We start from the raw sequence: 26,948 nt of genomic DNA, 5'->3' as shown, positions 1-26,948 counted from the left end.
TATGATGTAATCAGTGATGAGATCATTTTCGCAGGTAGTATTGTTAGTTTGGATTGGGTGTTTGGGGGCATTACGCCTGCCAGCGCAGTCGTTGCATGACCCATTGCCGGCTGTGTTAGAGGGCCATGAACAGACTGTTTCGCTCGAGGGAAAATTAGCTTATTTCATTGACTCTACGCGCTTCAGAGCCTTAGGGGATATTAGCCGCCCAGCTAATGATGCCGCTTTCCGGCTGGTTACCACGCCCGTTCCTAACTTTGGCTACGTCAGAGGCATAAAAGCGGCCAGGCCCGTCTGGCTGCGTTTTCGATTGCAAAACGTTACTAACCAATACCAAACATGGTTGGCCGAAATTGACTTCTGGTGTTTCGATGAGCTTCAGCTTTATGTAGTCGATAGCCAAAACCGGGTGCTATCTGTATCGCCAGTAATTGGCTGGAAAACGCCCGTTTCTCAACGGTTGAGGCATCACCGGCATTACTGGTTTCCATTCACGTTGCCCCCGCAGCAGGGAGCCACGGCTTATCTGCGGATGCTTAAGCACCGGGGTACCCAGATCGTGCCCCTTGAGCTGGTCCATGAATCAGCCTACGAGTCGGCGGTTCAGAAAGGCTATCTGTTCTGGGGAGGCATTCTGTTCACGCTGGCGTTTGTGGGCATCATGAGCCTGTTTTTCTTTCTCACTACCCTCGACCACATTTACTCAAAATACATTTTTTGCTTACTGGGCCTGGTTGGGTTCTTCTTCATAAATGATGGTTTCATGAACCAGTTTGCTTTCGATGAGCAATTTTGGTTGCCCCGGCAGAATGTGTATTTTCTGTTTCCACTGATTCTGTTCTATTCACAACTGACATTTGTCCGCACGTTTTTATCCGTACGTCACACGCCCTCACATCGCTGGCATACTATCGGGACCGTAGTGCTCTGGTGCGGAGCTTTCTGCCTGCTGGCACTCACTGCCGAGCGGTTTGCTCCTTTGTCACCCGCTACCGAGCTGGTATTGATGCGTATTTTTTCGGTTTTATACTGGTTTCCGATGCCTGTTATTGTGGCCTATATCATCATAAGTATTGTTCGGCGGTATCATGTTCAGGAAGCCTGGTTGTACCTGATTGCCGTAACGCCATTTTACACGCTTAACTTGGGGCAGGTTTTTGCCAACTTTGGCCTACTACCAACCTACGAACCCGTGGCTAATTTCACCTATTATGCCCTGGCCGCTTTGTTTGAGGTACTGGTGCTGACTTTTGGGCTGGCCTACCGCTACAAAGTAGACCGCGACAAAACCGAACAATTGATGAAGGAACGTACCCTTCAACAGCAACGTGCCTACCAGGTTGAAGTACAGACGCTTGCCCTCAAGAACAGTTTGCTTGTTGAAAAAACGCGCATCGCCCGCGACCTTCATGATAACGTAGGGGCGCATCTGGCCTTTGTCGTCACGAACCTAACGCACATTAGCGATCAGGCCGAAAATCAGCCTATCACCGATGGTAAGCGATGGGCAGGGCAACTCCGCTCCATCGTCGCCCACACCCGCGATGCTGTTAAGCTCTTACGCGAAACCATCTGGGCGATTCATCAGGAAAGCTTTACGGTAGAGGAGTTCAGCGAGCGTCTGACGCAATACATCAACCGCTACTTTCAGGAGATCGATGGGTTGCATGTCGATGTGCTGGTGACAGGTTCACAAACGCAGCAACTTACGTCCACGCAGGTGCTAAACCTCTTTCGTATTGTGCAGGAAGCGCTCAGTAATGTGATCAAACATGCCAGTGCCACTCAGGCAACGGTCCGGCTGCATGTTTACCAGGAAGGGCGTATCAACTTACAGATTCACGATAACGGGTGTGGCTTTACCTGGGCAAATGGAGCCGTGTCGGAGCAGCACTACGGCCTACAAAACATGCAAACCCGCGCGCAGGAACTCGGCGGAACATTCCGCGTCTTCGCCGATGAGGGCACAACCGTAGAGGTTGAGGTAAGGTAATAGGGGATTACATCAAAACTTCAGACGAAGTTGACTGGAGCAACCAATACCCACCGCCTGTCAATTGGTCATAATTTAACGCGAATAATGGATGCCTTCTGCTGGGGTAGACGCCTAAACTAATCTTTGAATAATCAACATTTTATTGATGACACTACCCAGTTTTCGCGTTCCTTAAGGCAGGAAGCTTCCCAGTGCTTTAAAGTATTGGTCTGGTACCTGAATGTGCGGTATATGACCGACACCCGGCAATTCAACCAGTTTACTAGATTTGATCTCTCGGGCTGTTTGCCGTCCTAATGCCGGGTATTGGCCGTATCGGCTCTGTTGCTCTTTTGACAGTAATGCTTTACCCACTATAGTCCGGTCAGCCTGCCCGATGATTAGTAGGGTTGGAACCGTAACGCGGCTAAATTCATAACTAACCGGTTGCTCGTAAATCATCTGATACGTAACGGCGTTCGTCCAGGCAATGTCTTTAAAGTCCGGCTTTTGTAAGTCGCTGGCCTGTACCTTCACCAGGGCTTCGTACTCCGGCTTCCAGACAGGATAGTAGCTATGCTGGTATTGTTTATATGAGGCATATGTTGCCTTTAATTCTTTTTGGTACTGCTGCTCGATGGTCTGATAAGGAACGAACGTTTTATAATCTTCCAGGCCAATTGGGTTTTCCAGGACTAGTTTAATAACCCGTTCGGGATACATCAGCGTCAGTCGAGTGGCTAACATGCCACCCATTGAGTGCGCCAGGACAAACGTCTGCTTGATACCTAGTGTATCAAGCAGATGAATCGTGTTGGTGGCCAGCTGATGAAAGCTATAGTGCAGATTCGGGTGCGACGATTTACCCCAGCCAATTTGGTCGGGCACGATAACGCGGTACCCCCGATTGCTTAACCAGGAAATTACGTCTTTCCAGTAGTAACCATTGAAATTTTTGCCGTGCAGTAACAGAGCCGTTTGTCCGTTGGGCTTAGCTGGTTTTACATCCATATAGGCCATCCGAACCGGTTTGGCTTCAACGGTAAGTGAGAGGTAATGAACCGGATGCGGATACTGAATAGAGTCGGCGGGTTGGGCTGTTACCTGAGCAGGAAGCGCACACCAGCTTAGTAGCACAAAGCAAATTAGGAAATACAAACGCATGAGCAGATAACGATAGCCTCGTTACGACAACCCGGAACAACAGCTAATTGTTGATTGCGTTTGATACGCCTTGTCTAGAAAAGAAGGCGTGTAAAATAAGGGCAGTTCGCTCTCTAAATAGGTAACTGCCCTTAGGTTTAAACTTCCCGAATTAGCCCTTTCAGTTGTATGGCCAGTTCTGGTGTCACGGTCACTCCGTGCACAGTTTGAGCATGTTCAGCGGCCTGGGTCAATACTTCATCATCGGTAGACGCTTGAATGACGCCTTCGCAGTCGAAGCCAGCGTCGCGGCAGTGCAGAGTTTTCATAGGTAAAGATTGGGGTTTAGCTTGTTAGACTTCGTATACGATCATACGAGGCTAACAAGATAAAAGTTATTTATTTATAATTGTAAATGAATGAGTTAACAGTAGTGATGCCTTAGGAAGTTTATTCATTAATAGGCTGCTCATGGGTTGGTCATAGCTGGTAATTATTTAATTTAACAGACAATGAGCCTGCTCAGGTTTAAGAAGGTATTAGCCACATTTATTATGGTGATTATCTGGGGCATTACATGTACCCTGGCCTTTGGTACAACTAATCCCAAAGGGTTACTTTCAATAGTGGGGACAGGCCTATTGATTAACGTAGCAATAGCAATCTACTACAGTTGCCTGGAGCGACGACCCGGTAGTTTGCGGGAGTGGTTTAGTGGCTAAACTCAAGAATATGAACTGCTTAAAACAGAAGCGGGCCTAATAGAAACCTCCATCAAGCCCGCTTCAGCATTGCTTGTCCTATTAAAGCAGTTTATTAAGCTGTATTGGCATGTCGCGCACTCGCTTACCAGTCGCGTGGAAAATAGCGTTCGCAATGGCTGCGGGCATACCCACAATGCCAATTTCGCCCACGCCTTTAATACCCAGCGGATTCACAATATCATCGTATTCTTCTACGAACACGACGTCCAGATCGTGAACGTCGGCGCAGACCGGTACGTGGTATTCGGCCAGGTTATGGTTCATGATACGTCCATACCGATGGTCCATAACGCTTTCTTCTTGCAGTGCCTTACTGATTCCCCAAACCATACCGCCAATAATTTGGCTGCGCGCCGTTTTAGGGTTTAAAATGCGCCCGGCCGCCACCGCCGTTACCGCTCGGGTTACTTTTACGGTGCCCAGGTCTTCGTCAACCTGAACTTCTACGAACACCGCCGAGTGGGCGTAGCGCGTATATTTTGCTTGCTTCAACGTATTCGTGAATGAAGTAGCAGTTTCGGTAAGGGCCCGGCCGCCGTTTTGATCAACAAGCTGTTGGACCGGGATCGACACTGCCGGATTCTGCTTCAGCCGGATCTGCTTATCGATAAAAAAAACATTCTCAAACGTAGCGTTGGCAAACGGAGAATCGGGCATTTGTTGAGCCAGCTTCAGCAGGGTTTTACCCAGTTCTTCACAAACGATTTTCACGGCTGAGCCAACGGTACCCGCCGTGAGCGATCCACCCTGAAACGGCGCGAGCGGCATTTCCGTATCACCAAGCCTGAACACTACGTCTTCGAGGGGAAAGCCGAGCGTCTGGGCGGCTATCTGGGTCATGATGGTGTACGTGCCCGTGCCAATGTCAGCGGTAGCGCTGCTTACCCGTAACTTACCATTAACGGTGAGCACAGCTTCAGCTCGGGCCGGTAGCTGATTGGCATCCCAGGCGCCGGTGGCCATGCCCCATCCGATCAGGTTATGGCCTTTACGCATCGAACGAGGTTCGGGATTGCGGCCCGACCAGCCAAAGCGTTCGGCGGCCTGTCGGTAGCATTCCTGAAGTTGCTTGCTCGAAAAGGGCCGTTTTTCGTTAGGGTCGGTCTCCGTGTAGTTCTTCAGACGAAGCTCGAGCGGATCGATATCAAGTTTATACGCCAGTTCATCCATGGCGGTTTCAATGGCCGTAACACCCGTAACGCCCCCCGGTGCCCGCATGTCGAGCGGGGTATAGGTATCTAAGGAGACCAGTTTATAGCCAAACGTGGCATTCTCCGCATTATATAAGGCACCCGACCAGTTGACAACCGTTTCGATATAATCTTCAAATTGTGAGGTTTGAGAAATAGCTTCGTGGCGCAGGGCATCGAGTGTGCCGTCTGGCTCTGCTCCTAGGTCAACGTATTGAATCGTAGCCGGTCGATGCCCGAACGTAAACATCTGCTGGCGCGTGAGCGAGACGCGCACCGAGCGTTTAAGCTCACGAGCGGCCAGCACCGCCATAAACAACTGGTACTGCGGTCGTAGTCCCGAGCCAAACCCACCGCCCACATAAGGCGAAATAACCCGAACCTCTTGGAACGGTATGCCAAACACCTGCGATACGTACAACTGGCTATTGGGCGCGCCCTGCGTTTTGTCGTAGATGGTCAATTTTCCGTCTTTCTCGTAGACAACGGTTGAGGCAAACAACTCCATCGGATTATGATGTTCGAATCCGTGGATGTATTCTGCAGAGAATTGCACCGGAGCCTTAGTGAAGGCTTTTTCAAAGTGGCCCCGCGACGTGGGTGGTGGTGGCTTCAACAAAGTAGCCAGACCAACTGCCGGCTTATGCGCTTTGTCCTGGTGCTTCTGCAAATCCGTCTCGTGTTCGTCTTCCTCATACTCCACCCGAACCAGCGACGATGCGTACCGGGCCAGTTCAAACGTTTCGGCGACAACTAAGGCAACGGGTTGACCATTGTACTTGATTTTATTGTCGTGCAGCGGCCGAAAGGGTGACCCCGGCGGAGCGTCTAAATCTTTATAGTTCATGTCGAACCACGCCAGATTTGGTCGGTTTTCATGGGTAAACACCTGCAAAACGCCGTCGAGAGCAAGGGCATCGCTCGCGTCAATGCTGGTAATCTTACCTTTGGTGATGGTGCCGGAGACAACAACACCATACGCCAGGTTAGATACGTTGAATTCAGCTGCATACTTAGCCTCTCCCGTTACTTTCTCCCGACCATCAACGCGGTTAATGGGTTTTCCTACTACGTGACTCATACGAATGTCAATTATTCGGTTGGTTCGAGTTTAGCCGCCTGGCCCAACGCTCGCACAATGGCACGCTTGGCGAGCTCTATTTTAAACGTATTGTGTCCGTACCCTTGAGCACTTTCCAAAAGAGCCTCTGCTGCAAGTGCAAATGTTTCCTTCGTAGCTGGTTTGCCAATCAGCAGATCCTCGGCTTCGGGCTTGCGCCAGGGCATATGCGCCACGCCACCGAGGGCTATTCGGGCATCAGTAATTGTATCGCCATCAAGCTCCAGGGCTGCGGCTACGGATACGATGGCAAAGGCGTATGAAGCCCGGTCGCGCAGTTTGAGGTAAATATGGTAGTCCGGAAAACCTTTTGGTGGTAGATCAATAGCCGTTACGATTTCGCCATGCTGTAATGTGTTGTCCTGCTGCGGTCGATCGCCGGGCAAGCGGTGAAAATCAGCAATGGGTATCGTGCGGTCGCCGTTTGGGCCCGTTACACGGATGGTCGCATCCAGAGCCGCCAATGCTACGGCCATATCAGAAGGGTGCGTAGCAATGCAGTGCACATTACCGTCCGAGGCTTCGGTGCCTAAAATAGCGTGAATACGGTTATAGCCTCCCAGGGCTCCACAACCCGATGGCCCTTCGCTGGGGCCGGTGTTGCGTTTGTTGCAGGGCATCGAGGTGTCGTAAAAATAATAGCAGCGGGTGCGCTGAAAGAGGTTTCCACCGTTGGTCGCCATGTTCCGCAGTTGCGCAGAAGCCCCTGCCAGTATCGTTTCCGATAAGAGCGGATAGCGCTGCTCAACCAAGGGGTGGTAAGCTGTGTCGGCGTTGGTTGCCAATGCTCCGAGCCGAAGGCCACCGTCTTCGAGTTCTTCGATAGTAGTTAACGGCAGTCGATTGATGTCAACGAGCTTGACAGGCCGTTCTACGTTCTCCTTCATCAAATCGATGAGGTTGGTGCCGCCCGCAATGAACTTGGCGGGAGCTGGATTGCCGTTAGGTTCAATGGCTAATAGCTCATCTACGGCAGTACTGACATCGTGAGGCCGAGTATATGAAAATGGGTTCATGAAAGCTCAGGATTAGGGGTCAACTGCATGACTTCAGTAATGGCGTCTACGATGTGCGGATAGGCTCCGCACCGGCAAATGTTTCCGCTCATTAGTTCTCGAATGTCGGCTACCGTTTTGACCTTGCCTTCACTCATCATACCCACGGCGGAGCATATTTGGCCCGGTGTGCAGTAACCGCATTGGAAAGCGTCGTGGTCAATGAACGCCTGTTGCATGGGGTGCAGTTGCCCGTTTGCGGCCAGCCCTTCAATGGTCGTAATCTCGTGGTCGTCGTGCATGACGGCCAGGGTCAGGCAGGAATTAATGCGCTTGCCATTCACCAATACGGTGCAGGAACCGCATTGGCCGTGATCACAGCCTTTTTTGGTGCCAGTTAGGTTGCAATATTCGCGCAGAGCGTCCAGTAAGGTGGTCCAGGGAGCAACATTCAGCTGTTTGCGTTGGCCATTAACGGTTAGCGCAACAGGGCCGGTCGGCAAGGGAGTAACGGCCGAATGGGTGTGGGTAGGAGCTTCGGTCAGCATAAGGTTAGCTTTCGGGTTAATATATCCTCATGCGTAAACCAATGCCGTTTGGTTTGTCTGTTAAAAACAGTAGTATATTATTCTACGGGACTACTGGTATTTAAGCGGAACGAGTAATGTAACTAGGCTGCTTCCCACAAGGCCTTTAACTTGCGCAAATCCCGTTTCATAGCCTCAAAGACCACCTTCTTATCGATCGATAGACTTGTAGCACCATTTTCGGCTCCTCCCAGCGGATACTCAAGATGCACCGAGACAGGAACGTTCAGGTCGTATTGTTTCAACAACTTGAAATAACTCGTGAAATCAACCATGCCTTCACCAATGGGGGTGTTCTCGACGGCCCACCGGCCATTGAGCTTAGCCCACCGGAAGTCCTTCAGGACGATTGTTTTAATGTGAGGCCGCAACAAACGCAAGCCGTTTTTCCAGGATAATCCCCCTTCTACAGTTGCGTGCCGGATGTCGTATTGCACACCTGTGTGTTGCAAATCGGCGTTCTTGAGCATTTGCCATAGCTCCCAAACTGAAGCGCCTACCAGCTCTCCCGCATGATTTTGGTAGCAGCCAATCAGGTTAAGCTCTTTGTTCAGCTTACCCAGGCCGATCATTTTTTCTTCATACATGCGTAGCGCTTCCGGCATTGATTGGTTGGGGAGATACCGGTACCAGTTCATGCGATAATAGCGAAACCCCAACGCTGCCGTCGTTTTCAATAGACGTTGGTCGGTGGCATCGGTGCTGTCGCCAACGGCAGTTGTCATTAATAGGGGCGATAGGCCAGCACGTTTCAGGGCCTCTACGGCTTTGGGCAAGTCAGTCTCGACACGTTCGGGCAAAACGTGACCGTTCGGACGTACCGACCAGTCAACACCATCGAAGCCCAGTTCGGCGGCTACAGATGCAGCATCGGCATAGTTCAGAAACTGTAAGTGCTTCGAGAAAATATGAAACTTCGGTAGCTGGCTTGGTTGAGCAGTCGCTGCAAAAGGGGCCGACACGAGCGGTAAGGCACCCGCGGCCAGCAGTGATTGTTTGAGGAAGCGCCGACGGGAGTTGTTTTCGCTCATAAATGACACCGCCATTGGACTACACCAGCGACGAAGAATTAATGAAGTTCAGGAAAGCATGTTGCTGCTCGCGGTATTTTTCTTTATCGAGTGAATACAGCAGTCCTTTTTTGGTGACCGATTTGTCGTCTTTTTCGCCAGTTCGAATTAACAGGTTTGTTGACAAGATCTTGCGACTAAAATTACGGCGGTCCATGGGCGCATCGTAAATGGCTTCATACAGTTTTTGGAGCTGAGGAAGCGTAAACTTCTCGGGAAGTAGTTCGAAGCCAATAGGGTGCAGGGCTGCTTTGTAGCGTAGCCGTTGCAGGGCGACGGTAACCATTTCGTCGTGGTCGAAGATAAGCTTCGGGTGCTGACCTAAGGGTAGCCAGTAGGCATTGTTCCGTCGTGCCAATTCTGAGTTATGCTGCTCGATATTGATCAGCGCAAAATACCCTACCGATATGGTTCGTTCGGCGGGGTCGCGGTCAACCCGGCCAAACGTCTGAAGTTGCTCCATGTACACGTTCTCCAGCCCCGTCAGTTCGTAGAGGATACGCCAGGCGGCTTCTTCGAGTCCTTCTTCCCGGTCCAGGAAGCCGCCCATCAGCGACCAATTGCCGCGCTCCGGCTCAAAATTACGCTTTACAAGAAGCAGATTCAGGGTCTCGCCATCAAAACCAAAAATAATACAGTCTAAAGCAACCGGGATGCGTAAGGAGCCAGAGTAGGGCATAATTGCGGATAAATGAACTGGCTAAATGTAGCAGATTTTCGGGAATGAACGAAAATGCATTCCTGAAGCTAACTGCATACCGGCCCATCCTCACCGCTTGCCACTGAAGAACTGGTACGTTCCCAGCAGAAAATCTGTGATGCCATCGCCGTGGTCTTTACCCTCCAGCGTGAACAGCTCTACGTTGGTAGCTCCTCGTTTTTGCATAGCGTTGTAAGCGTCTACCGAGTTAAAGTAAAAAACCTGCTGGTCGGCATTGCCGTGGTATAAGTGCGTGGGCGTGCGCGGTTTCCAGTCGTAGATGTCGTTATCCTTAACAGCGTTGATGAACTGCGTATCGGTACCGTCATTCACACCTTTGCGAAATGCGTCGGTAATGGCTTCGTTGAAACTGATGGGAATGTTACTGCCAAACGGGTCGCGTTGCACGGCTGATGCGTAGGGCTCTTTAAAATAATACGTCAATGGGCGGTTAATGCCGTATACCCGGTTGAACGTAGATAAAACCATAGTATACAGGCCGTTATACGACGCGTTGCCGTGTGTTTTCTGGTTAAGCAGGTAGTTCATAAAGGCGCTTGTGTGATAAGCCCCAGCCCCACAACTCGACGCTACCAGATTGAACTCGTTACCCGTTTCTTCCTCAATCTTTTTTTGCAGAGCCATGGTCGCATAGCCGCCCAGGGAATAACCGGCGATGAAGAGTTTGCCGTCCCAATTTACCTGCTCCTGTTTCAGAAACTCCCGCGATGCCCGAATCATATCCAGCGACGAGGATGCCAGCGTGGCTCTATGCTGATAGGGGTGTGGTAAATTATTCGATTCGCCATACCCAATAAAATCGGGTAGCACCATAATGAAGCCGTTGGATGCGAGCAACGAACCAATAAAATAGGTCTCGCTGCCTTCCCCGTTGTAGGAAGGAGCCGCGGCATCAGTACGTATGGTGCCGTGCTGCTCGCTAACCATGGGGAAGCTTAGGCTTTTATCGGTTGCATTTGGCACAACAATCGCCCCCGACGCCCGAACCTCAGAACCGTCTGTATTCTTCGTCTTATAAACGAGCTTATAAACTTTTATTGGGTTACTGAGCAGTAGCGACAAAAAAGCGCCGGTTTGTCCGGTCTGGCCGGTACTGTAGCGAGTTGTGAGGTCGCTCTTTGAGTACTCTGCAAGTAACGTGCTGCTAACGAGATATTGATTGGTAGAAACAGGTTCAGGATCAGTCTGGCAACCTATGAACCAAACTGACCATACCATGAGTAACGTAAAGCGGAAGGAGGAGCGGAGCAAATACATGAAGAAAGATTGGCTAAACAGTTCAAAGTAAGTCAATTACTTACTTCACTAACGAATGTAGCTATTATTTAATTTTCTCGTTACACCCCGCATCCTGTTGCTTTCTATGACGCGCTATCACTTTACACCGAACATCTCTTCACTTGTCAACCCATACCGTTTTGATGTTGACAAATTCTTTGATGCCCGCTTCGGAGAGTTCGCGGCCAAAGCCCGACGTTTTAATACCACCGAAAGGTACTCGGGCATCGGAGCGCATCAGGCCGTTGATAAAGACCGAGCCGGCTTCAATTTGTCGGGCAAGTCGGTCGGCCTTGTCCAGATCGGTCGTCCAGAGAGCCGAGCCCAGTCCGTAGATAGACTGGTTGGCCAGTCTGATGGCGTCAGATTCGTCTTTCGCTTCAACTAACACCGCCAATGGGCCAAACGTCTCTTCATCAAAAGCGACCATGCCTGGCTTGACTTTATCCAACAGTATGGGTTGAACATTGCAGCCCAATCGGTTGCCGCCGGTCAAGAGCTTCGCCCCTTTGGCGATGGATGCGCGATACTGCCGCTCGATGTTATCAGCCAGATCCATGCGGGCCATTGGACCCATGGTTGTGGCCTCGTCCAGCGGGTTGCCCTGACGCATTTGCTTGATTCGTTGGAGCACCAAGTCCGTAAACGCTTTCTTGACCGACTTGTCAACAATGAACCGCTTGGCCGCAATGCAGCTTTGTCCAGCGTTCTGCATCCTGGATTTTACAGCCACCTCGGCGGCTTTTTCAAGATCGGCGTCGGCCAGCACAATCAGGGCATCAGAACCGCCCAGCTCCAGTACCGATTTCTTGATTTGACCACCCGCAATACCGGCTACCGATGCGCCGGCCCGACCACTGCCCGTTAACGTAACGGCCTTCACACGTCGATCTTTCAATAAATCCTCAACGACCGGAACATCGACGATCAATGATTGAAAAACGCCCGATGGTAGTCCAGCTTCGCGAAACGCTTCTTCGATGGCCAAGGCACAACCCATCACGTTGGGGGCATGCTTGAGTAAGCCCACATTACCCGCAATCAAGCCGGGAATAGCGAAGCGCATGGCTTGCCAAAATGGAAAATTCCAGGGCATAATGGCCAACACAGCACCAAGCGGCTGGTACGTAACAAAACTGTTGGCAGCATCTGATTGAATAATCTGGTCGGCCAGAAATTCGGCGGCATGATCAGCATAGAATGTGCAGGTGGTAGCACACTTTTCTACTTCTGCCATAGCTTCTTTGAGCGTCTTACCCATCTCGGCCGTAATCAATTCGCCGTAACGCTGCTTGTTGGCCGTAAGATACGCCCCCGCCTTACGCAGGTGCTCAGTTCGGTCAGATAACGACAAAGCCGACCAGTCGGCAAAGGCCCGGTCGGCTTGTTTTAATTTGCGCTCGATAACACCACGCCCTTCAGCCCGGTAGATTTTGATTGTCTTCTGATTGTAGGGATTTATAGACTGGAAGCTCATAGGAGAATGCACGGCGTGTGATATAAGGTGTTTAACAAAAACACGGCACCGTACATTTTATATCATACATCCTACTTACATTATTGTTCTTCTTTTTCCAGCTCGGTAACCAATTCAACCATGGTGTCAATTACCTGCTCCATGCGGTCGTGCCCCACAATAGAGTCTAATCTGTCGCGACTCTGTTGCATACAATCACGAAGGGCAACGAACAACTCTTTACCCCGTTCGTTTAAGAATATGACGCTGGAACGAGAATCATTCGGGTTTTTCTCAGTATGTATGTACCCATCTTTCTCAAGCAGACTCACAATTTTACTCATCATCTGCTTCGTTACACCGGCTCGTTTCGCGAGTTCGTTGTTTGTTGTGCCACCTTCTTCAATGTTACTTAAGAACATTAAGTAGCTCATCTTAAAGTCGGTGTAACCCAACTCATGTAAACGAGGTTCAATAAAATTATCAATATAGCGCTTTAAGCGCCACATAAGCTTACCTATTGACCTGCTCCGTAAAGCCCGAAACTGGTTAAAATCAAAGGAATCTTTGTCCGTTTCCACGATCATACACGCAAAATAAAAATTTATAAAACAATTCGTGGCAGAATAGAGTACAAATATAGTCAATAAGGTTGACTTTATAGTCAACTAGGTTTACTTTTGCGGCATGTTTACCAAACGAGCTGGTAAAATGAATTGTTTTTCATCAACTGAATTAATTATTACAAAATTTATATAAACAATGGCAACCACAACCGTATCGGGAGTAGCAGATACAGAAGAAAAAAGTGCAATTCGTACGTATCTACCCCGGATCATCATAGCGCTTGTGCTATTAGTTGGGGGGTATTTTGGTTATCAGGCGTTTCGGCATAGTCAGCAGTATGAGTCTACTGATAACGCACAAATCGAAGGAAATTCAGCTCCTGTATTAGCCCGTGTTGCTGGTTATGTGCAGTCGGTCAGCGTAGAAGATTATGCTACTGTAAAGAAAGGGCAACTTCTGGTAACCATTGATCCACAGGAATATGACGTAGCCCTGGCGCAGGCCGAAGCCGATTATCAGCAGTCGCAGGCCGACCTCGAAAACGCTCGTGCCGACTTGCAGAATGCACAGGCTAACGCCCGTAATGTGGCTCAGAATGCCCGTGTGGCTCAATCGAATGCCTCCGTACAAGCCGTTCGGCGCGATAAAGCGCAGCAGGATTTACAGCGTGATCAGAATTTGTACAAAGAGCAGTCGTTGACCAAAAAGCAACTCGAAGATTCGCAGAACAACGTAGAGGTGCAGTCACGTCAGTATCAGGCCAACGTCGAGCAAATCAACCTGGCCAAAACATCGCAGGGTGTAGCGCAGGCTGGTATCGCCAAGGCGCAGGCTAACATCCAGAAAATTCAGGCGGTGTTAAAAGTAAAGCAGGCCGCCATCGATAACGCGAAGCTGCGGGTTGGCTATGCCCGCTTGACGGCCCCCATCGCTGGTAAGATTGGCCGCAAAAACGTAGTCGTCGGCCAGTACGTCCAGCCCGGACAAAATCTGTTCACAATCGTAGCCGATTCAACCTTCTGGGTGGTGGCCAACTTCAAGGAGACACAGCTTGAAAAAATGAAGCTTGGCCAGGAAGTAGAGATCAGTGTGGATGCCTATCCTGATCTGAACATCCGGGGGCGAGTGGCCTCGCTTTCAGAAGCTACCGGCGCTCGTTTTGCCTTACTACCGCCGGATAACGCATCGGGTAACTTCGTAAAAATCACCCAGCGCGTACCGGTCAAGATTGAGATCATCAATCCTGAAAAATACAAGAATGCGTTACGGGCAGGTCTGAGTGTTGACGCCGAAGTACGGGTAGCCGATTAATAGTTGTAGCGTTTTAAAGTCATGCAGTTATAAAGTTGGTTACAGCGAGAATCAGCTCTACAGCTCTAGTACTTTACAACCCTACTCCTTTACAACTTCTTTCATGCAACCAACAGGTTTCCGCCGGTGGATCGTGGTGATCACGGCCATTTCGGCAGCTATCATTGAACTGATCGATACGTCTATCGTAAACGTCGGGCTGACTGACATTGCGGGTAACCTCGGGGTTACCATCGAAGACGTATCCTGGGTCGTGACGTCCTACGCCATTGCGAACGTGATTGTCATTCCGATGACGAGCTTTTTGCAACGGTATTTTGGGCGTAAAAATTATTACATCGGCTCCATCATCCTCTTTACGCTGGCATCTTACGGCTGCGGCTTTGCCGATAACCTCTGGGTATTGGTAGCCTTTCGATTCTTACAGGGCGTGGGTGGCGGTGCCCTGCTGTCGACTTCGCAGGGGTTAATGTACGACGCCTTTCCGCCGTCACAGCGCCCGGTCGCGTCGGCTTTGTTCGGTATGGGCATTGTGCTTGGCCCCACGCTGGGACCAACGCTGGGTGGTTACATTATCGACAACTACCACTGGAGCTGGATGTTCTACATCAACGTACCGATCGGTATCATTGCCGTGTTGCTGAGTTCGGCTTTCATTGACAAGAAAGAGGACGAGCTAAACATAGACCGCCGAACCATACCGATTGACCGACTTGGGATTCTGTTGCTGGCGGTTGGGGTTGGTAGTTTGCAGTACGTGCTGGAACGGGGCGAAGCCGACGACTGGTTCGATGATCAGGCCATTCGTTACCTGACGGTGGTTGCCATCATCGCTATTCCATTCTTCATCTGGTGGGAACTTCGCGGCTCGAAAGAACCGGTGGTGGATCTCCGAACGCTCAAAAATCGAAATTTAGCCGTTGGCTGCGTTCTGATGGTGGTAGTGGGATATGGTCTGTTTACGTCGGTACTGCTCTACCCACTGTTTGCCCAACGAATTGTCGGGATGACGGCCACCCAGACGGGTAAGCTGTTGATACCGGGTGGTATAGTCACCTTGCCGATGTTTGCCCTAACCGGGCGACTCCTGGCTAAAGGGGTTTCGCCGAGACTAATTGTGCTCGGTGGCTACGTGGCCTTTGCTACGTTCTGCTTCACGATGTCGACTTACAACATGGATGCGTCGAATGGCGATTTCATTACGGCGCTGATTATTCGGGGCATTGGGCTGGCGTTGGTCAACGTACCGCTCATCAACCAATCCGTGGCGACGCTGGAGCCACGGCAGTTGCCCACCGGTATTGCCATCGTGAACATGATGCGGCAAATTGGCGGAGCGTTTGGGGTAGCTATTACCAACACCTACGTTACGCAGCGGACAGCCTTACACCGTAATGATCTGGTCTCTAACCTACAGCCCGAAAATCCATTGCTAACCGAACGGATCAGTGCACTAACGCAAGGGCTGGCCGCTCGGGGCGTCAACGCACTGGATGCGGTCAGTGGGGCCTATAAAAGCCTGGATGGAATCATTACCCGACAGGCCCTGATGATTTCGTACCTGGATACGTTCCGGCTAGCGGGCCTGTTCTTCGTGCTTTCGTCGCCGTTATTACTCTTACTCAAAAGTAAAAAAATGGATGCTGCTACAGCGAAAGCGGTTGCCGATGCAGCTCACTAAAATAGGGTCGTGGGTCTTGATTTAGGGCTGCTACAACAATATGGAATTGACTTAGCCCAAACCGTGAACCGAAACTTAATTGACTATGAAATCAAAACGTCTAATCGTCATTGCTATGCTAGTGGCTGGGGTTGCCCAGGCGCAGACTCAGTCGGCACTGATACCAGATGATCTGCGGGCGCTGGTGCAACAGGCAAACGCCAACTATCCAGTATTAAAGCAACAACAGGAGCAGATCAAAGCGGGAGAGCTGCGGGTGGATATTGCCCGCACAGCGATGCGTCCGAACGTAAGTCTTAATGGTAGTTACAGCTACATAACGCCAGTTCCGCAAGTTACTTTCCCTATCAACGGACAGGAAGCTAATCTTAAGTTAGCGCCTAATAATAACATTAACGCTAACGTCTCGGTTGGGCAGACCATCTATGATTTTGGTCGGACAAATGCCGCTGTTCGGCAAGCTACCGATAACGTACAGGTGCTACGCCGGAGCTTAGAGATAACTCAGCAGACACTGGATTTCCAGGTAGCAGCCGCCTATTTTGGTATTGGCTATCTGCAACGGAGCCTGATCGTACAGGATTCAGTGATCAACACTGCTGGAGCCAATGTGCGGTTACTGACAACGCGTCTGCAGAATGGCGATGCTCTTGAATACGACGTATTGACACAAGCCGTGCGGGTTAAAGTCGCTCAGAACCGAAAGATAGAGATACAGAATCAGCTGGATCGTCAAATTGCTTTGTTGGCCTATCTAACCGGAAACACCAACCCAGACGTCAGCCGGGCTGTTAACCAGTTCAATTTGGGCGTAACTGGTAACGCAACAGCGCAGCCATTTAACCTGGACGGTAATATTCAGCCCGCCCTGGCTGGAAACAAAGACGTTTTGTTAGCGCAGGATCGGTTGAGGGCCGCTGAAACCGAGATTTTGGTGAACAACCGGGCTGGTCAACCCAGCATTGGCTTCAGTGGACAAGGGGGTTACAAAAATGGTTACCCACTGAACGTAGAACAGCCCAGGGCGAATATGGCCGCTGGGGTAAGCGTTGTGGCACCACTCTATGCTGGTAAGCGGTATCGCTTGCAAAACCAGGTGGCGCAACTAAACTTGAACGCCAGCCGATATGCGGTCGAGAACGCCAACGCTCAGTTACGGCAGAGCATCGCACAGCTAAACGCCGACATTCGCAGCAACCAGACTCGCCTTGCTAATCTGGAAACGCAGGTGTTGCAGGCACGGAAAGCACTCGACATTGCCAACGCCCGCTTACGTAATGGCGTGATCACAAACGTTGAGCTGCAAAGTGCCGAAACAGGCGTAGAAGAAGCCGAGCTAGGCCGACTGACGTTCCAGTACCAGCTTTTGCTGAATCAATTAGAGCTCAAGCGGCTTCTGGGCGAGAACTTATAACCTCAAGAAACAAAGCAGGCCGCTAGTCATAAAAGTACCAAACTGGTATTGTACGACTAGCGGCCTGCTTTACTTCTGGTGGCTATCCTTCCATACCGACCAGGGCATTCCCGCGCAGTACGGGTATTACGTCGTACAAATCGTGTTGTAAGCAATAGGTAATGTCTTTTTGAATACCCAGGCGTTGTAGGCGTCGGATGTGGGATGCATTCGACATATAACCAATCAAGTTATCTTTTCCCTGGCCATAAAGCCGCCAGGCCATAATGGCGCTATCTTCGGCCATGGCATAATTATCTTTCAGACGATCAACCAGGGCACCGGCAAAGAGGGTATCCTCCAGGTTAACGCGGCCTTTCCAGCCGGCACACAGCACCATGACGTCGTAAGGCTCGGTTTTTAAGAAATTAGCAATCGCATCCAGGTTAAGGAACGAGCCAACGAGCACCTTGACGGCTCCCCGCGACCGGGTGATGGCCAATGTCCCGTTGGTGGTTGTCATGGCTATATCAGCCCCTCGGATCTGCTCGTTCATGTAGGTGAATGGCGAATTGTCAAGCTCGAAGCCCTCAACTTTGCGGGCGTTGCGCTCCGCTGCGGCCATGTAACCGCGTTCCTGTAGCAATCGGCATTCGTCGATGGTTGCTACGGGCGTAATACTCTTAACGCCGTAGGCAAAGGCCGTTACCATGCACGAAGTCGCCCTGAACACATCTGCGACAACGACAATGGTGTTTTCGATGGTGTGGAGGTGCAGTAAATCAGGTGTAAAGCAAACGTCAATTTGTTTCATAGAACGGTGTCTGAACCGGGATTGAGAGGATTTGAAGGATTAAAATGATTTTGTTGGTCGCTACTCGCTTTGTCAAAAAGCAAAATCCTGTCAATCGTTTAAATCCTCCCAATCCCGGTCCGGATTATTTTTTTACGAAAGGAAGCTTCACTATTTGCGCTTTGAGGAGCCGATCGCGCACTTTTACAAAGAGTTCGGAGCCGGGTTTGCTACTAGCCGTTGGCACGTAGCCCAGGCCAATACCCTTGCCCAGAGTGGGTGACTGCGTACCAGAGGTTACTTCACCAATTTTGTTGCCATCGGCGTCGGTGATTTCGTAATGACCACGCGGAATTCCCCGGTCAATCAGTTCAAAACCGACCAACTTCTTCGAAACGCCCTGCTCTTTCTGCTGCTTCAAGACGTCTGCATCGATGAAGTTGTGGGTGAACTTAGTGACCCAGCCCAAGCCTGCTTCAATAGGCGAAGTTTCGTCGGTGATGTCGTTGCCGTAGAGGTTATAACCCATCTCTAGCCGTAACGTATCGCGTGCCCCCAGACCAATGGGTTTAATGCCGTATGGTTTTCCGGCTTCCATGATGGCGTTCCAGACGCCTTCTGCCTGATGGTTAGAGACGTAAATCTCGAATCCACCGGCGCCGGTATAGCCCGTAGCCGACACGATTACGTTAGCGTAACCGGCAAAGTCGGTTTTCTCGAAGGTATAGTAATCCATCGAATCGAGCTGGGCAGGTGTCAGGGATTCAAGCGCTTTGACGGCCAATGGTCCCTGTACAGCAAACAGGCACATACCGTCGGAAATGTTAACCATCTCTACATTGTAATCTGCTGCGTACTGGCTGATCCAGTCCCAATCCTTTTGTGTATTCGACGCATTGACCACCAGCATGTATTCGACCTCGCTGATGCGGTAGACGAGCAAGTCATCAACAATGCCACCGCGTCCGTTAGGCAGATAGCTGTACTGCACTTTGCCGTCGAAGAGTATGCTGGCGTCATTGGCCGATACCCGTTGAATCAGGTCGAGGGCGCCTTCTCCTTTGAGGATGAATTCGCCCATGTGCGACACGTCGAAGATGCCGACACCATTGCGAACGGTATTATGTTCATCCAGGTCCGAGGTGTAGCGAACGGGCATCTCGAAGCCCGCAAACGGCACGATTTTCGCGCCCAGCTGTTGATGAATGTGATGGAGGGGAACTTGCTTAAGCGACATTTGCGCGGAGGTTATCCCGCAAATTTACAAACGTATCCACGGGTTTCAACCCTCATCTTATAGAATAGTAAGAACAAACGGGTTACAAGGCTTCATCTGGGCTGGTGTAACCTTGTCAGATTGGTTACGCCGGATATAACGGCAAGCAGATGTAAACAGCATTGGCATGAGTTCTATTTTATACCAAATCGGTAACCGAGGCCTACGCCCGCCATGCTGCTGATTTTGCCAGCCAGATTGGCCCAGCCGATACGTCCGTTCAGAGAGACTTGAGGTGTTATCAGGTACTCATACTCGCCGGTAAGGTGGTAACCGATGGTAACAGCAGCTACTTCTTCCCGCTCGACGGTAGCTGCGGCCAGGGTGCCGTCTGGGAGTCTTGTGGTGCTGAAGCTTCTTAACAGATCGTCCCGCCTATACCAGGCAGATGGTCCACCCCCAATTCGCAGGGCCTGATGACTCGCTTTTACCAAATCAAACAAAAGAGTTAGATCCGCTGTCAAGCGTTTACGCTGATCGGTTCCGAGGGGAAACGTGGTTTGAGCTTGTCGATTCTGCGAGGCTTGCAGATACCCGGCGCTCCCGGCCACCACAAGCCGGTCGTTGAAAAAATGACGCCCTAAGCGTAAACTATACCGAAGCCCCGTATCGTCGGGGGCATCCAGCGTCATGTAATCAATCGTTACCAGCACTGAATTTCGGTACGTAGGCCCCTGGGCATAGGTGATGGATGCAAGACCCGTCAACACAATAAGTAATAGGTATTTCATAACGTGATCAATTGACGCCCCATTTGATAGAAAGATTACCGGTGGCTTTCTTGGGAGAAGTGACTACCAACTCTAACCTATCGGAGCCGTAGTAGTCATTACTGTAGACTTTGTTGATGTAAGTGCCAGCTTGTAGATTGATCGGTTCGGGCGATCCTACCACTACCCACTGGTTGTTCTTATCTAAACGACGTATCGTTAGTACGACTTCATCGCTGATTGTACCACTTACTTCAATTCTGTATGAGCTAACGAATCTATCTTTAGTGGCGTCGAAGGTGAAAATTCTGTCTTCTGAAAAATCGTAGACATAGGCCTGCTGATAGGCAGATCGAATAAGGTCATTCTCATGACAGCCGGTCGTGGCCAGAATGGCGATTAGGAAAAGAAATACATTGAAGAGCTTTTTCATAACGAGTTTAAAAAACTGTACGCAGGTAAATGCCAAACTTAATTTTTCTCGATGCACTCAAAACTAACTGTCTTGATACAGCTATTGCAGGGTAAAATTGATGGGCATATTATACTTCACCCGGACCTTCTGCCCGCGTTGCATACCGGGTTTCCATTTTCCGCTCATGGCCTTCACCACACGTAGTGCTTCCTGATTGATGGAAGAGTCAAGGCCTTTGAGTACTTCATAATCACACAGTGTGCCATCTGTACAAACCACGAAGCTGATAAATACCTGTCCCTGGATCCCACCGCGCTGGGCTTCGGCCGGATAACGTAAATTCTGCGCTAAAAACTGCCCCAGGCCTTGCATACCTCCCGGAAATTCAGGTTGCTGCTCTACAGCTATATAGCGTAGTGTATCACCCCCGTTTTTTTGGGCCTTACCGTTCTGGCAAACACCTTTTTCGTACTGCTCCTCATAGAAATAGGAACCGTCCGTATAACGGCCTGTCCAGGTGCCTTGCTTAAGACCGTTTTCATAAACGCCCTGTTCTATATACGTTGTTTTCTGGGTAGTGTCCGCATACGATTTTACACTGGTCGAGGAGGTTAATCGTCCACTTCCTTCTACAACTAACTGATGGCCAGTACTATCCCAGAATGCCAGAACGCGTTCCGGAGAGGCTGGCATTAAGGGCTTAGCGGGATAACTCGCCCAGATTTTCCTGATTTGCCCATTTGGATACCAGGAGGTTACGCTATTCATCCCCTCATTTTCTTCTTTCCGATCAGCGACTGCTCCGTTAGCATGATAGGTTATTCCGGAGCCGGTGGGGCGGCCGTTGTCATAATAGGTCCTGCGAAAAATGGTTCCTGCTTCATCTACGGTCAACACTTCGTTTTGCCATAGCTTAATGGCATTTTGAAAGCCGACCAGGTACAGTTGTTTTCCCGATGAACTACGTTGCCAATCTTTTTGCCGGGCAAAGGGAAGTCGGTTGTATTCTTTCCAGTTAGAGTGCTTTCGTTGATAAACGATTAGGTCGCCGTTAGGTATACCATTCGTATCTAATGGCATCAGCTGCTTATAAAGGGCTTGTTCACTGCTGTCTGCCAAGGGTTTACTATCCGCGTCGAAATAGCTCACCCGAGCGCCATTAACGTATGAGAAAGGTGGGTTGGGTCTAAACATCACGGGTATTACGATCAACTGTCTAACGGGGTGGCCACCCTTCTGAGCGGGTTGCCAGGCATTGAAAAGTTTAAAGACTCGTAGAGCTTCCCGGTCGCAGTCGGGGCGTAAGCTTTGCATGATGGTGGCGTCGGTTACGTGGCCATCTGGTTCAACTACGCCACTCACAATCACTCGCCCACTCACACCTTTGGCTTCGGCCAGCAGTGGTTTGCGTAGATTGGCCTGCAAAAAAGTATTGAGGTAGCTCATGCCACCGCGCGGCTGGGCAGCACTATCAACGTCAAATTCTTTGTAAATAGGCTCTTGGGCGAAGGCTGAGGTGCAGACAAGGAGCGTTAGTAAAAAGAGAAAGGGGTTCATAGATGAAGGCTGATATAAGTGCTTCTAAAATATAGATTAGGTCACTTATTGCCAAATTAACTTTACCTATCTATTTAATCGGCTGCGCCAAGGCCAGTCGCTCGACGCCCGCCGACACCAACTGCTCCATGTCGGCTTCTGTGGCACCGTCAGCCACGATTTTTACCCCTACTGATTTGGGTACATCCTGCCGGAACAGCAGGGCGTCTTTCAACGAAAAGTCCGCTTGACGGCTTCCCGTAACATGCTTGATGAAGTCGGTCCCCGCATCCGTCGCGAGTTTTATCATCTTCAACTGCTGTTCGCGATCCAGCAGCGACGATTCCAGTATAACTGTAAAAAGCTTTTCCTGGGCGTGTGCCAGGGCAATCAGTTTAGCAAACTCAATCTTAAGCCAAACAGAGGTAGGGGAGAAGAGCGCCGACGTATTGAGCACAACTTCTACCTCATTGGCTCCATCTTTTAATGCCCATTCGATTTCGGCTTGCTTAGCTTCCGTGCGCTGATACCCGTACGGATAACCTACTACGCTCGATAGAACGGCTGGATGCGTATCGCCCAGTTCCCGCCGAAACTTCTTAACCCAAAATGGCGCGACCGTCAGCCCGGCTAGTCCGAGCTGGGTTACTTCATCAAGCGCTTCGTATTGCTCGTTGATCGTTACGCCTGGATGCAACAGCGTCCGTTCGATGTAGGGAAAAAGATGGTTCATAGCAAAAGAGTGAAAGACAAAAAGAGCGAAAGAGCGAAGAACCATACGGTAAACGCTCTTTCACTCTTTCTGTCTTTCACTCTTTAAGAATTAAAATATTTCAGCTTCACGACTTCTTTGGGGTCCAGGAACCGCCACTTGCCGCGGGGCAGGTCTTTTTTGGTCAGACCCGCGTAGGTAGTACGGTCCAGCTTGGTTACTTCATACCCGAAGTTCTCGAAGATGCGACGGACAATCCGGTTCCGCCCCGAGTGAATCTCAATCCCAATCACGTGGGCGTCCGGCGTAACTATGCTTAGGGCATCGGGCTTAATGGGGCCATCTTCCAGCTCAATACCTTTCTGAATGGCTTCAAAATGCTCGTCGGTAATTGGCTTATCCAGTTCAACCTGGTAAATTTTACGAATATTATGCGATGGGTGAGTCAGCTTGTCAGCCAATTCGCCATCGTTGGTCAGGAGCAGGAGACCGGTTGTGTTACGGTCGAGTCGACCAACCGGATACATCCGGAAATTACCCGCGTCGGCAACCAGTTCCATAACGGTCCGGCGTTCGTTCGGGTCGTCCGTTGTGGTGATATAATCTTTCGGCTTGTTCAGGAGCACGTACACAAAACGCTCCGGGTTCAGCACTTTGGTGCCGTATTTAACCGTGTCGCCTTCTTTCACTTTGTAACCCATCTCGGTTACAATTTTGCCATTGACCGAAATATCACCCCGAGCAATGAGTTCATCGGCTTCTCGACGCGAGCATACGCCCGAGTTCGCGATGTAACGATTCAGGCGCGTTAAGCCATCATCGGCGGCTGTGCGCTTCGGCTTTTCGGATTCGTAGCGATCCCGCTTTTTGTAGGGTAACGTTTCGCGCATTTGCTCCAGATTGTAGTTTGGAGCCTTGTCATAACGGCCTGTACGCCGATCGCCCGATTCTTTACGTTGTTCACCCGAGAACCGCGACGACGCGTCGCGGGGACTTGAATTCCGTTTATCGTCGCCAAATCGATTGCGCTCGTCGGCATCCCGATTGAAACCGCCTACCCGTTTGAAGGAAGGCTTATCCGACCGGTCATTTCTATCATTGCGATCCCGCGAAAAGCCAGAATCTCTGCGTCCAGTGTCCTGACCACCCGTGTTTCGGCGATCATCACCCCGGCGCTCGTCGTTCGAGCGATCAAACCGGCGCGGACCGTCATTGCGGTTATCATCTGAAGTTCGGTTGAAGCGGGGCTTATCATCGCGCGGGCCGCTGTTGCGGTCAAACGAAGGGCGACGGTCGTTGCGGTCCGAAAAGTTGGTGCCCTGCTGACGCGGCTTGTCGCCAAACCGATCATTGGAACGGGGCTCACCCGGGCGGCTCCGACGGTCGTCTGGGCGGTCGTTGAATTTACGGTCGCTGCCGAAGCGGTCGTTGCTCCGCTCGAAGCGCGGTTTATCGTCGGTACGGTCACGATCAAAACGGGGTCTGCGCGGTGCTGAATCGTCCGAGCGATCGGTTCGTGGACGGCCAGCGGCATCTCCGGTACTGCGGTTAAAGCGTGGTCTGTCCGAATCTCCGTTTCTATCAGACGAAGGGCGACGATCGCTGAACCGGTCTGGGCGGTTGTCATCACGATTACGTGGTCCTTCCGATCGAGAAGGGGCACCGCTGTTACGGTCGCGATCAAAACGAGGCCGTCGATCATCAAAATCTCTGGAGCGGCTGTCGTTATTCCGATTGGTTGGCCGCTCAAAGCGAGGCCGGTCATTGTCTCGGTTGAACCGAGGGGGCGCGTCATTTCGACGATCATTATCCCGCGCGTTGTTATCCCGATTAAAGCGGGGCGGGGCGGAATTCCGGCGATCTCCGCGGTTACGGTCGTCATCCCGACGACCAGATGAACGACCATTACCGTCTCGGCTGTCGTTCGAGTCAAAATCCTGATTCATGGAATAATCCAGTAAGTTGTACTGCTATGCTTTTTTGAAGTGCTGATTGTCAGCATGTATGCTGATACGTAGGCGAAAAGGGATGCAAAGTTAAGGCTTTTGCCAACAACCTTGCTATAGCTACCGTGACCACAACGCTTTTTATTGGAAAAACAATCCGTAGCCAGAAGAAATCGTTACTAGTTGGTCAGTTAGTGCTTTAGCCGGTTGATACGCTGGTAAAAACCGTTGTTGACTGTCATTACCGAACAGGCAACCGACTGACGCCTGAACAGGTTGATTGACCCTCTGACTTATGCCCCGCCCTACATTAACACCCTTGTATACGCCCGACCGCCGAACCACCGAGCAGTCGTTGATGAAGCAGTACATTAACTGGTTGTTCGTTAAGAAAGGTTTGTACTTCCGGGACTACGACGACCTCTGGGATTGGTCGGTAACGGATTTGGAAGACTTTTGGGAAAGTATCTGGCAGTTCTTCGGCGTCCACAGCCACACGCCTTACCACCAGATCGTTTTTCGTCCAAGTCAGCGCGATATGATTGGTACCGAATGGTTTACCGAATCAACGTTGAACTACGCAGAGCATATTTTTCGGCATAAAAACGCACAGCGCGGACCGCGTAACGACGGCTCTCCTGCCATTATGTACGCCAGCGAGCGGCACCGCCTGACGAGCATTTCGTGGGATGAACTGGAGCATCAGGTCGCGGCCGTATCAACGTATTTAAAACTACAGGGCGTAGGCGTGGGCGACCGGGTCGTATCTGTACTGCCTAATAGTCCCGAAGCGGTTGTTGCCTTTTTGGCGACGAATGCCATTGGGGCTGTCTGGTCGAGTTGTTCGCCCGATTTTGGTACGGCTAGCATTGTCGATCGATTCAGACAAATTGAACCAAAGGTGTTGATTGTGGCGGATGGCTACACCTACAACGGCAAGGCGATTGATAAAACAGATGCAGTTCGCGAACTGCGCATCAGCCTGCCAACGCTCCAGCATGTGGTGTGGGTGCCGTATCTGAACGCCGATAGCCGGCTCGAACGGTCAACGCTCTGGCAGGAGGTTCTCGATACGCCTGCGCCCGAAGGGCTGGTGTTTGAAGCAGTTCCGTTCAATCATCCAATCTGGGTGTTGTATTCATCGGGTACCACCGGAAAACCCAAGGCGATTACCCACAGCGTTGGCGGCTGTTTACTCGAACACCTCAAAGTGCTGGCTCTTCATCAGGATGTGCGCGTTGGCGACCGTTATTTTTGGTACTCTACCACGGGCTGGATGATGTGGAATTTCGCCGTTGGTGCTATGTTGGTTGGTGCCACATTGGTGCTTTATGACGGATCGGCTGGCCACCCAGACCTCAACAGGCTGTGGCAATTAGCTGATGAAGCCCGGATCAATCATTTTGGAGGTGGGGCCGCTTACTTTATGGCTTGCCAGCGGGCGGGTTTAGAGCCTGTGAATACTACTAAGCTAAGCTCATTGCGAACCATTGGCTCCACGGGCTCGCCATTACCGCCGGAAGGATTTCGCTGGATATACGAGTCCGTAAAATCGAACGTCTGGCTGATTTCGTTCAGTGGTGGTACGGATGTGTGCAGCGGCTTTGTAGGTGGGAATCCGCTGATGCCGGTTTATGAAGGTGAAATTCAATGTCGGTTATTAGGCGCTAAGGTGGAAGCTTTTGACGCTACTGCCAAACCCGTACGTGGCGAACTGGGCGAAATGGTTATTCTGGAGCCAATGCCCTCCATGCCAATCTATTTCTGGAACGACCCCGGAAATGAACGCTATCAGAAGAGCTATTTTGACGAATACCCCGGCATTTGGCGACACGGCGATTACATACGAATTACCGAACGTAACGGCGTTATCATTCATGGCCGTTCCGACGCTACGCTTAATCGCGATGGAGTACGCATTGGCACGAGTGAGATTTACAGTGCCGTGGAAAGTCTTCCCGAAATCGCCGACAGCCTGATTGTAGGACTGGAAAAACCCGGTGGGCGTTACTTTATGCCTTTGTTTGTGGTGCTGCGGGATGGATTTACGCTGAGCGATGACCTGGTGTCACGCATCAAGCAGAATCTGCGGAGCCAGTTTAGTCCGCGGCATGTTCCCGATGCCATTTATCCGGTCGCTGAAATACCGTATACCATCAGCGGTAAAAAGTTGGAAACGCCCATCAAAAAAATTCTGTCGGGCGTTGATGCCTCGCTGGCTACCAGCCGAGATACGCTCCGTAACCCGAGCGCCCTGGATCAATTCACCAACTTTGTGATTGATAATTGAGGAAGCGGTTTGTGGGTAG

22 protein-coding genes are annotated in these 26,948 nt (G+C 50.8%); 5 read left to right on the top strand and 17 right to left on the bottom strand.

Annotated elements, in window-relative coordinates; genetic code table 11:
* Positions 1-16: 16 nt before the first annotated feature.
* Entirely contained in the window at positions 17-1,993 is a 1,977-nt protein-coding gene (locus ACFSUS_RS19565; RefSeq protein WP_381525428.1) for a sensor histidine kinase, read from the top strand.
* Between the two features lie 174 nt (positions 1,994-2,167).
* Here the strand turns inward: ACFSUS_RS19565 and ACFSUS_RS19560 are convergent, their stop codons facing one another.
* From ACFSUS_RS19560 to ACFSUS_RS19515, 10 genes are all read right to left on the bottom strand, one after another.
* On the bottom strand, positions 2,168-3,139 hold the full coding sequence (locus tag ACFSUS_RS19560; RefSeq protein WP_381525427.1) for an alpha/beta fold hydrolase: 972 nt from the start codon (positions 3,137-3,139) through the stop codon (positions 2,168-2,170).
* A gap of 137 nt (positions 3,140-3,276) precedes the next feature.
* Positions 3,277-3,447: a DUF1059 domain-containing protein gene (locus ACFSUS_RS19555; RefSeq protein WP_381525426.1), complete on the bottom strand. Its 171-nt coding sequence runs from the start codon at positions 3,445-3,447 to the stop codon at positions 3,277-3,279.
* A gap of 474 nt (positions 3,448-3,921) precedes the next feature.
* On the bottom strand, positions 3,922-6,153 hold the full coding sequence (locus tag ACFSUS_RS19550) for a xanthine dehydrogenase family protein molybdopterin-binding subunit (RefSeq protein WP_381525425.1): 2,232 nt from the start codon (positions 6,151-6,153) through the stop codon (positions 3,922-3,924).
* An 11-nt stretch (positions 6,154-6,164) separates the two neighbouring features.
* Positions 6,165-7,208, bottom strand: a complete 1,044-nt coding sequence (locus ACFSUS_RS19545) for an FAD binding domain-containing protein (protein WP_381525424.1) — start codon at positions 7,206-7,208, stop codon at positions 6,165-6,167.
* Positions 7,205-7,735, bottom strand: a complete 531-nt coding sequence (locus tag ACFSUS_RS19540) for a (2Fe-2S)-binding protein (protein ID WP_381525423.1) — start codon at positions 7,733-7,735, stop codon at positions 7,205-7,207. The genes ACFSUS_RS19545 and ACFSUS_RS19540 overlap by 4 nt, the downstream gene beginning before the upstream one ends.
* A 122-nt stretch (positions 7,736-7,857) precedes the next feature.
* The gene (locus ACFSUS_RS19535) at positions 7,858-8,820 is read right to left on the bottom strand and encodes a sugar phosphate isomerase/epimerase family protein (RefSeq protein WP_381525422.1); all 963 of its coding nucleotides are present in this window, start codon (positions 8,818-8,820) and stop codon (positions 7,858-7,860) included.
* Between the two features lie 4 nt (positions 8,821-8,824).
* Positions 8,825-9,523 carry an NUDIX hydrolase gene (locus tag ACFSUS_RS19530; RefSeq protein ID WP_381525421.1) on the bottom strand — a complete coding sequence of 233 codons (699 nt, stop codon included), beginning with the start codon at positions 9,521-9,523 and terminating at the stop codon, positions 8,825-8,827.
* Positions 9,524-9,613: 90 nt separating this feature from the next.
* Complete coding sequence (locus ACFSUS_RS19525; RefSeq protein ID WP_381525420.1) at positions 9,614-10,822, bottom strand: alpha/beta hydrolase family protein; 1,209 nt, start codon at positions 10,820-10,822, stop codon at positions 9,614-9,616.
* A gap of 139 nt (positions 10,823-10,961) precedes the next feature.
* Positions 10,962-12,320: an NAD-dependent succinate-semialdehyde dehydrogenase gene (locus ACFSUS_RS19520; protein WP_381525419.1), complete on the bottom strand. Its 1,359-nt coding sequence runs from the start codon at positions 12,318-12,320 to the stop codon at positions 10,962-10,964.
* 80 nt (positions 12,321-12,400) lie between these two features.
* Entirely contained in the window at positions 12,401-12,886 is a 486-nt protein-coding gene (locus ACFSUS_RS19515; protein ID WP_381525418.1) for a MarR family winged helix-turn-helix transcriptional regulator, read from the bottom strand.
* Between the two features lie 175 nt (positions 12,887-13,061).
* Between ACFSUS_RS19515 and ACFSUS_RS19510 the strand changes: the two genes are divergently transcribed.
* From ACFSUS_RS19510 to ACFSUS_RS19500, 3 genes are all read left to right on the top strand, one after another.
* Positions 13,062-14,177, top strand: coding sequence for an HlyD family secretion protein (locus tag ACFSUS_RS19510; protein WP_381525417.1), 1,116 nt, complete (start codon positions 13,062-13,064; stop codon positions 14,175-14,177).
* Positions 14,178-14,280: 103 nt separating this feature from the next.
* Positions 14,281-15,858, top strand: a complete 1,578-nt coding sequence (locus tag ACFSUS_RS19505; protein ID WP_381525416.1) for a DHA2 family efflux MFS transporter permease subunit — start codon at positions 14,281-14,283, stop codon at positions 15,856-15,858.
* An 85-nt stretch (positions 15,859-15,943) separates the two neighbouring features.
* Positions 15,944-17,272: a TolC family protein gene (locus tag ACFSUS_RS19500; protein ID WP_381525415.1), complete on the top strand. Its 1,329-nt coding sequence runs from the start codon at positions 15,944-15,946 to the stop codon at positions 17,270-17,272.
* Between the two features lie 82 nt (positions 17,273-17,354).
* On the opposite strand, the gene ACFSUS_RS19495 is transcribed toward ACFSUS_RS19500, so the two are convergent.
* The 7 genes from ACFSUS_RS19495 to ACFSUS_RS19465 all read right to left on the bottom strand — a co-directional run bounded on the left by ACFSUS_RS19495 (position 17,355) and on the right by ACFSUS_RS19465 (position 24,639).
* Positions 17,355-18,065, bottom strand: a complete 711-nt coding sequence (locus ACFSUS_RS19495) for a 2-phosphosulfolactate phosphatase (RefSeq protein ID WP_381525414.1) — start codon at positions 18,063-18,065, stop codon at positions 17,355-17,357.
* Between the two features lie 124 nt (positions 18,066-18,189).
* Entirely contained in the window at positions 18,190-19,281 is a 1,092-nt protein-coding gene (gene gcvT, locus ACFSUS_RS19490; RefSeq protein WP_381525413.1) for a glycine cleavage system aminomethyltransferase GcvT, read from the bottom strand.
* Positions 19,282-19,454: 173 nt separating this feature from the next.
* Positions 19,455-20,051 (bottom strand): hypothetical protein, encoded by a 597-nt coding sequence (locus ACFSUS_RS19485; RefSeq protein ID WP_381525412.1) that lies wholly within the window; start codon positions 20,049-20,051, stop codon positions 19,455-19,457.
* Positions 20,052-20,058: 7 nt separating this feature from the next.
* Positions 20,059-20,463 carry a hypothetical protein gene (locus tag ACFSUS_RS19480; RefSeq protein WP_381525411.1) on the bottom strand — a complete coding sequence of 135 codons (405 nt, stop codon included), beginning with the start codon at positions 20,461-20,463 and terminating at the stop codon, positions 20,059-20,061.
* Between the two features lie 81 nt (positions 20,464-20,544).
* On the bottom strand, positions 20,545-22,002 hold the full coding sequence (locus ACFSUS_RS19475) for a TonB family protein (RefSeq protein WP_381525410.1): 1,458 nt from the start codon (positions 22,000-22,002) through the stop codon (positions 20,545-20,547).
* 70 nt (positions 22,003-22,072) lie between these two features.
* Entirely contained in the window at positions 22,073-22,714 is a 642-nt protein-coding gene (locus ACFSUS_RS19470; RefSeq protein ID WP_381525409.1) for a deoxyribose-phosphate aldolase, read from the bottom strand.
* Positions 22,715-22,797: 83 nt separating this feature from the next.
* Positions 22,798-24,639 (bottom strand): pseudouridine synthase, encoded by a 1,842-nt coding sequence (locus ACFSUS_RS19465; RefSeq protein WP_381525408.1) that lies wholly within the window; start codon positions 24,637-24,639, stop codon positions 22,798-22,800.
* 295 nt (positions 24,640-24,934) lie between these two features.
* Here ACFSUS_RS19465 and ACFSUS_RS19460 point away from each other — a divergent pair, with 295 nt between their 5' ends.
* Entirely contained in the window at positions 24,935-26,929 is a 1,995-nt protein-coding gene (locus ACFSUS_RS19460; protein WP_381525407.1) for an acetoacetate--CoA ligase, read from the top strand.
* Positions 26,930-26,948 lie beyond the last annotated feature (19 nt).

It is taken from the genome of Spirosoma soli, assembly GCF_042684525.1.
GTDB lineage: Bacteria > Bacteroidota > Bacteroidia > Cytophagales > Spirosomataceae > Spirosoma > Spirosoma soli.
This window is presented reverse-complemented; position numbering and strand designations above follow the sequence as displayed.

Coding starts and splice junctions, on each gene's coding strand:
- ACFSUS_RS19565 (WP_381525428.1), top strand. CDS start 17: ATGAGATCATTTTCGCAGGTAGTATTGTTAGTTTGGATTGGGTGTTTG.
- ACFSUS_RS19560 (WP_381525427.1), bottom strand. CDS start 3,139: ATGCGTTTGTATTTCCTAATTTGCTTTGTGCTACTAAGCTGGTGTGCG.
- ACFSUS_RS19555 (WP_381525426.1), bottom strand. CDS start 3,447: ATGAAAACTCTGCACTGCCGCGACGCTGGCTTCGACTGCGAAGGCGTC.
- ACFSUS_RS19550 (WP_381525425.1), bottom strand. CDS start 6,153: ATGAGTCACGTAGTAGGAAAACCCATTAACCGCGTTGATGGTCGGGAG.
- ACFSUS_RS19545 (WP_381525424.1), bottom strand. CDS start 7,208: ATGAACCCATTTTCATATACTCGGCCTCACGATGTCAGTACTGCCGTA.
- ACFSUS_RS19540 (WP_381525423.1), bottom strand. CDS start 7,735: ATGCTGACCGAAGCTCCTACCCACACCCATTCGGCCGTTACTCCCTTG.
- ACFSUS_RS19535 (WP_381525422.1), bottom strand. CDS start 8,820: ATGGCGGTGTCATTTATGAGCGAAAACAACTCCCGTCGGCGCTTCCTC.
- ACFSUS_RS19530 (WP_381525421.1), bottom strand. CDS start 9,523: ATGCCCTACTCTGGCTCCTTACGCATCCCGGTTGCTTTAGACTGTATT.
- ACFSUS_RS19525 (WP_381525420.1), bottom strand. CDS start 10,822: ATGTATTTGCTCCGCTCCTCCTTCCGCTTTACGTTACTCATGGTATGG.
- ACFSUS_RS19520 (WP_381525419.1), bottom strand. CDS start 12,320: ATGAGCTTCCAGTCTATAAATCCCTACAATCAGAAGACAATCAAAATC.
- ACFSUS_RS19515 (WP_381525418.1), bottom strand. CDS start 12,886: ATGATCGTGGAAACGGACAAAGATTCCTTTGATTTTAACCAGTTTCGG.
- ACFSUS_RS19510 (WP_381525417.1), top strand. CDS start 13,062: ATGGCAACCACAACCGTATCGGGAGTAGCAGATACAGAAGAAAAAAGT.
- ACFSUS_RS19505 (WP_381525416.1), top strand. CDS start 14,281: ATGCAACCAACAGGTTTCCGCCGGTGGATCGTGGTGATCACGGCCATT.
- ACFSUS_RS19500 (WP_381525415.1), top strand. CDS start 15,944: ATGAAATCAAAACGTCTAATCGTCATTGCTATGCTAGTGGCTGGGGTT.
- ACFSUS_RS19495 (WP_381525414.1), bottom strand. CDS start 18,065: ATGAAACAAATTGACGTTTGCTTTACACCTGATTTACTGCACCTCCAC.
- gcvT (WP_381525413.1), bottom strand. CDS start 19,281: ATGTCGCTTAAGCAAGTTCCCCTCCATCACATTCATCAACAGCTGGGC.
- ACFSUS_RS19485 (WP_381525412.1), bottom strand. CDS start 20,051: ATGAAATACCTATTACTTATTGTGTTGACGGGTCTTGCATCCATCACC.
- ACFSUS_RS19480 (WP_381525411.1), bottom strand. CDS start 20,463: ATGAAAAAGCTCTTCAATGTATTTCTTTTCCTAATCGCCATTCTGGCC.
- ACFSUS_RS19475 (WP_381525410.1), bottom strand. CDS start 22,002: ATGAACCCCTTTCTCTTTTTACTAACGCTCCTTGTCTGCACCTCAGCC.
- ACFSUS_RS19470 (WP_381525409.1), bottom strand. CDS start 22,714: ATGAACCATCTTTTTCCCTACATCGAACGGACGCTGTTGCATCCAGGC.
- ACFSUS_RS19465 (WP_381525408.1), bottom strand. CDS start 24,639: ATGAATCAGGATTTTGACTCGAACGACAGCCGAGACGGTAATGGTCGT.
- ACFSUS_RS19460 (WP_381525407.1), top strand. CDS start 24,935: ATGCCCCGCCCTACATTAACACCCTTGTATACGCCCGACCGCCGAACC.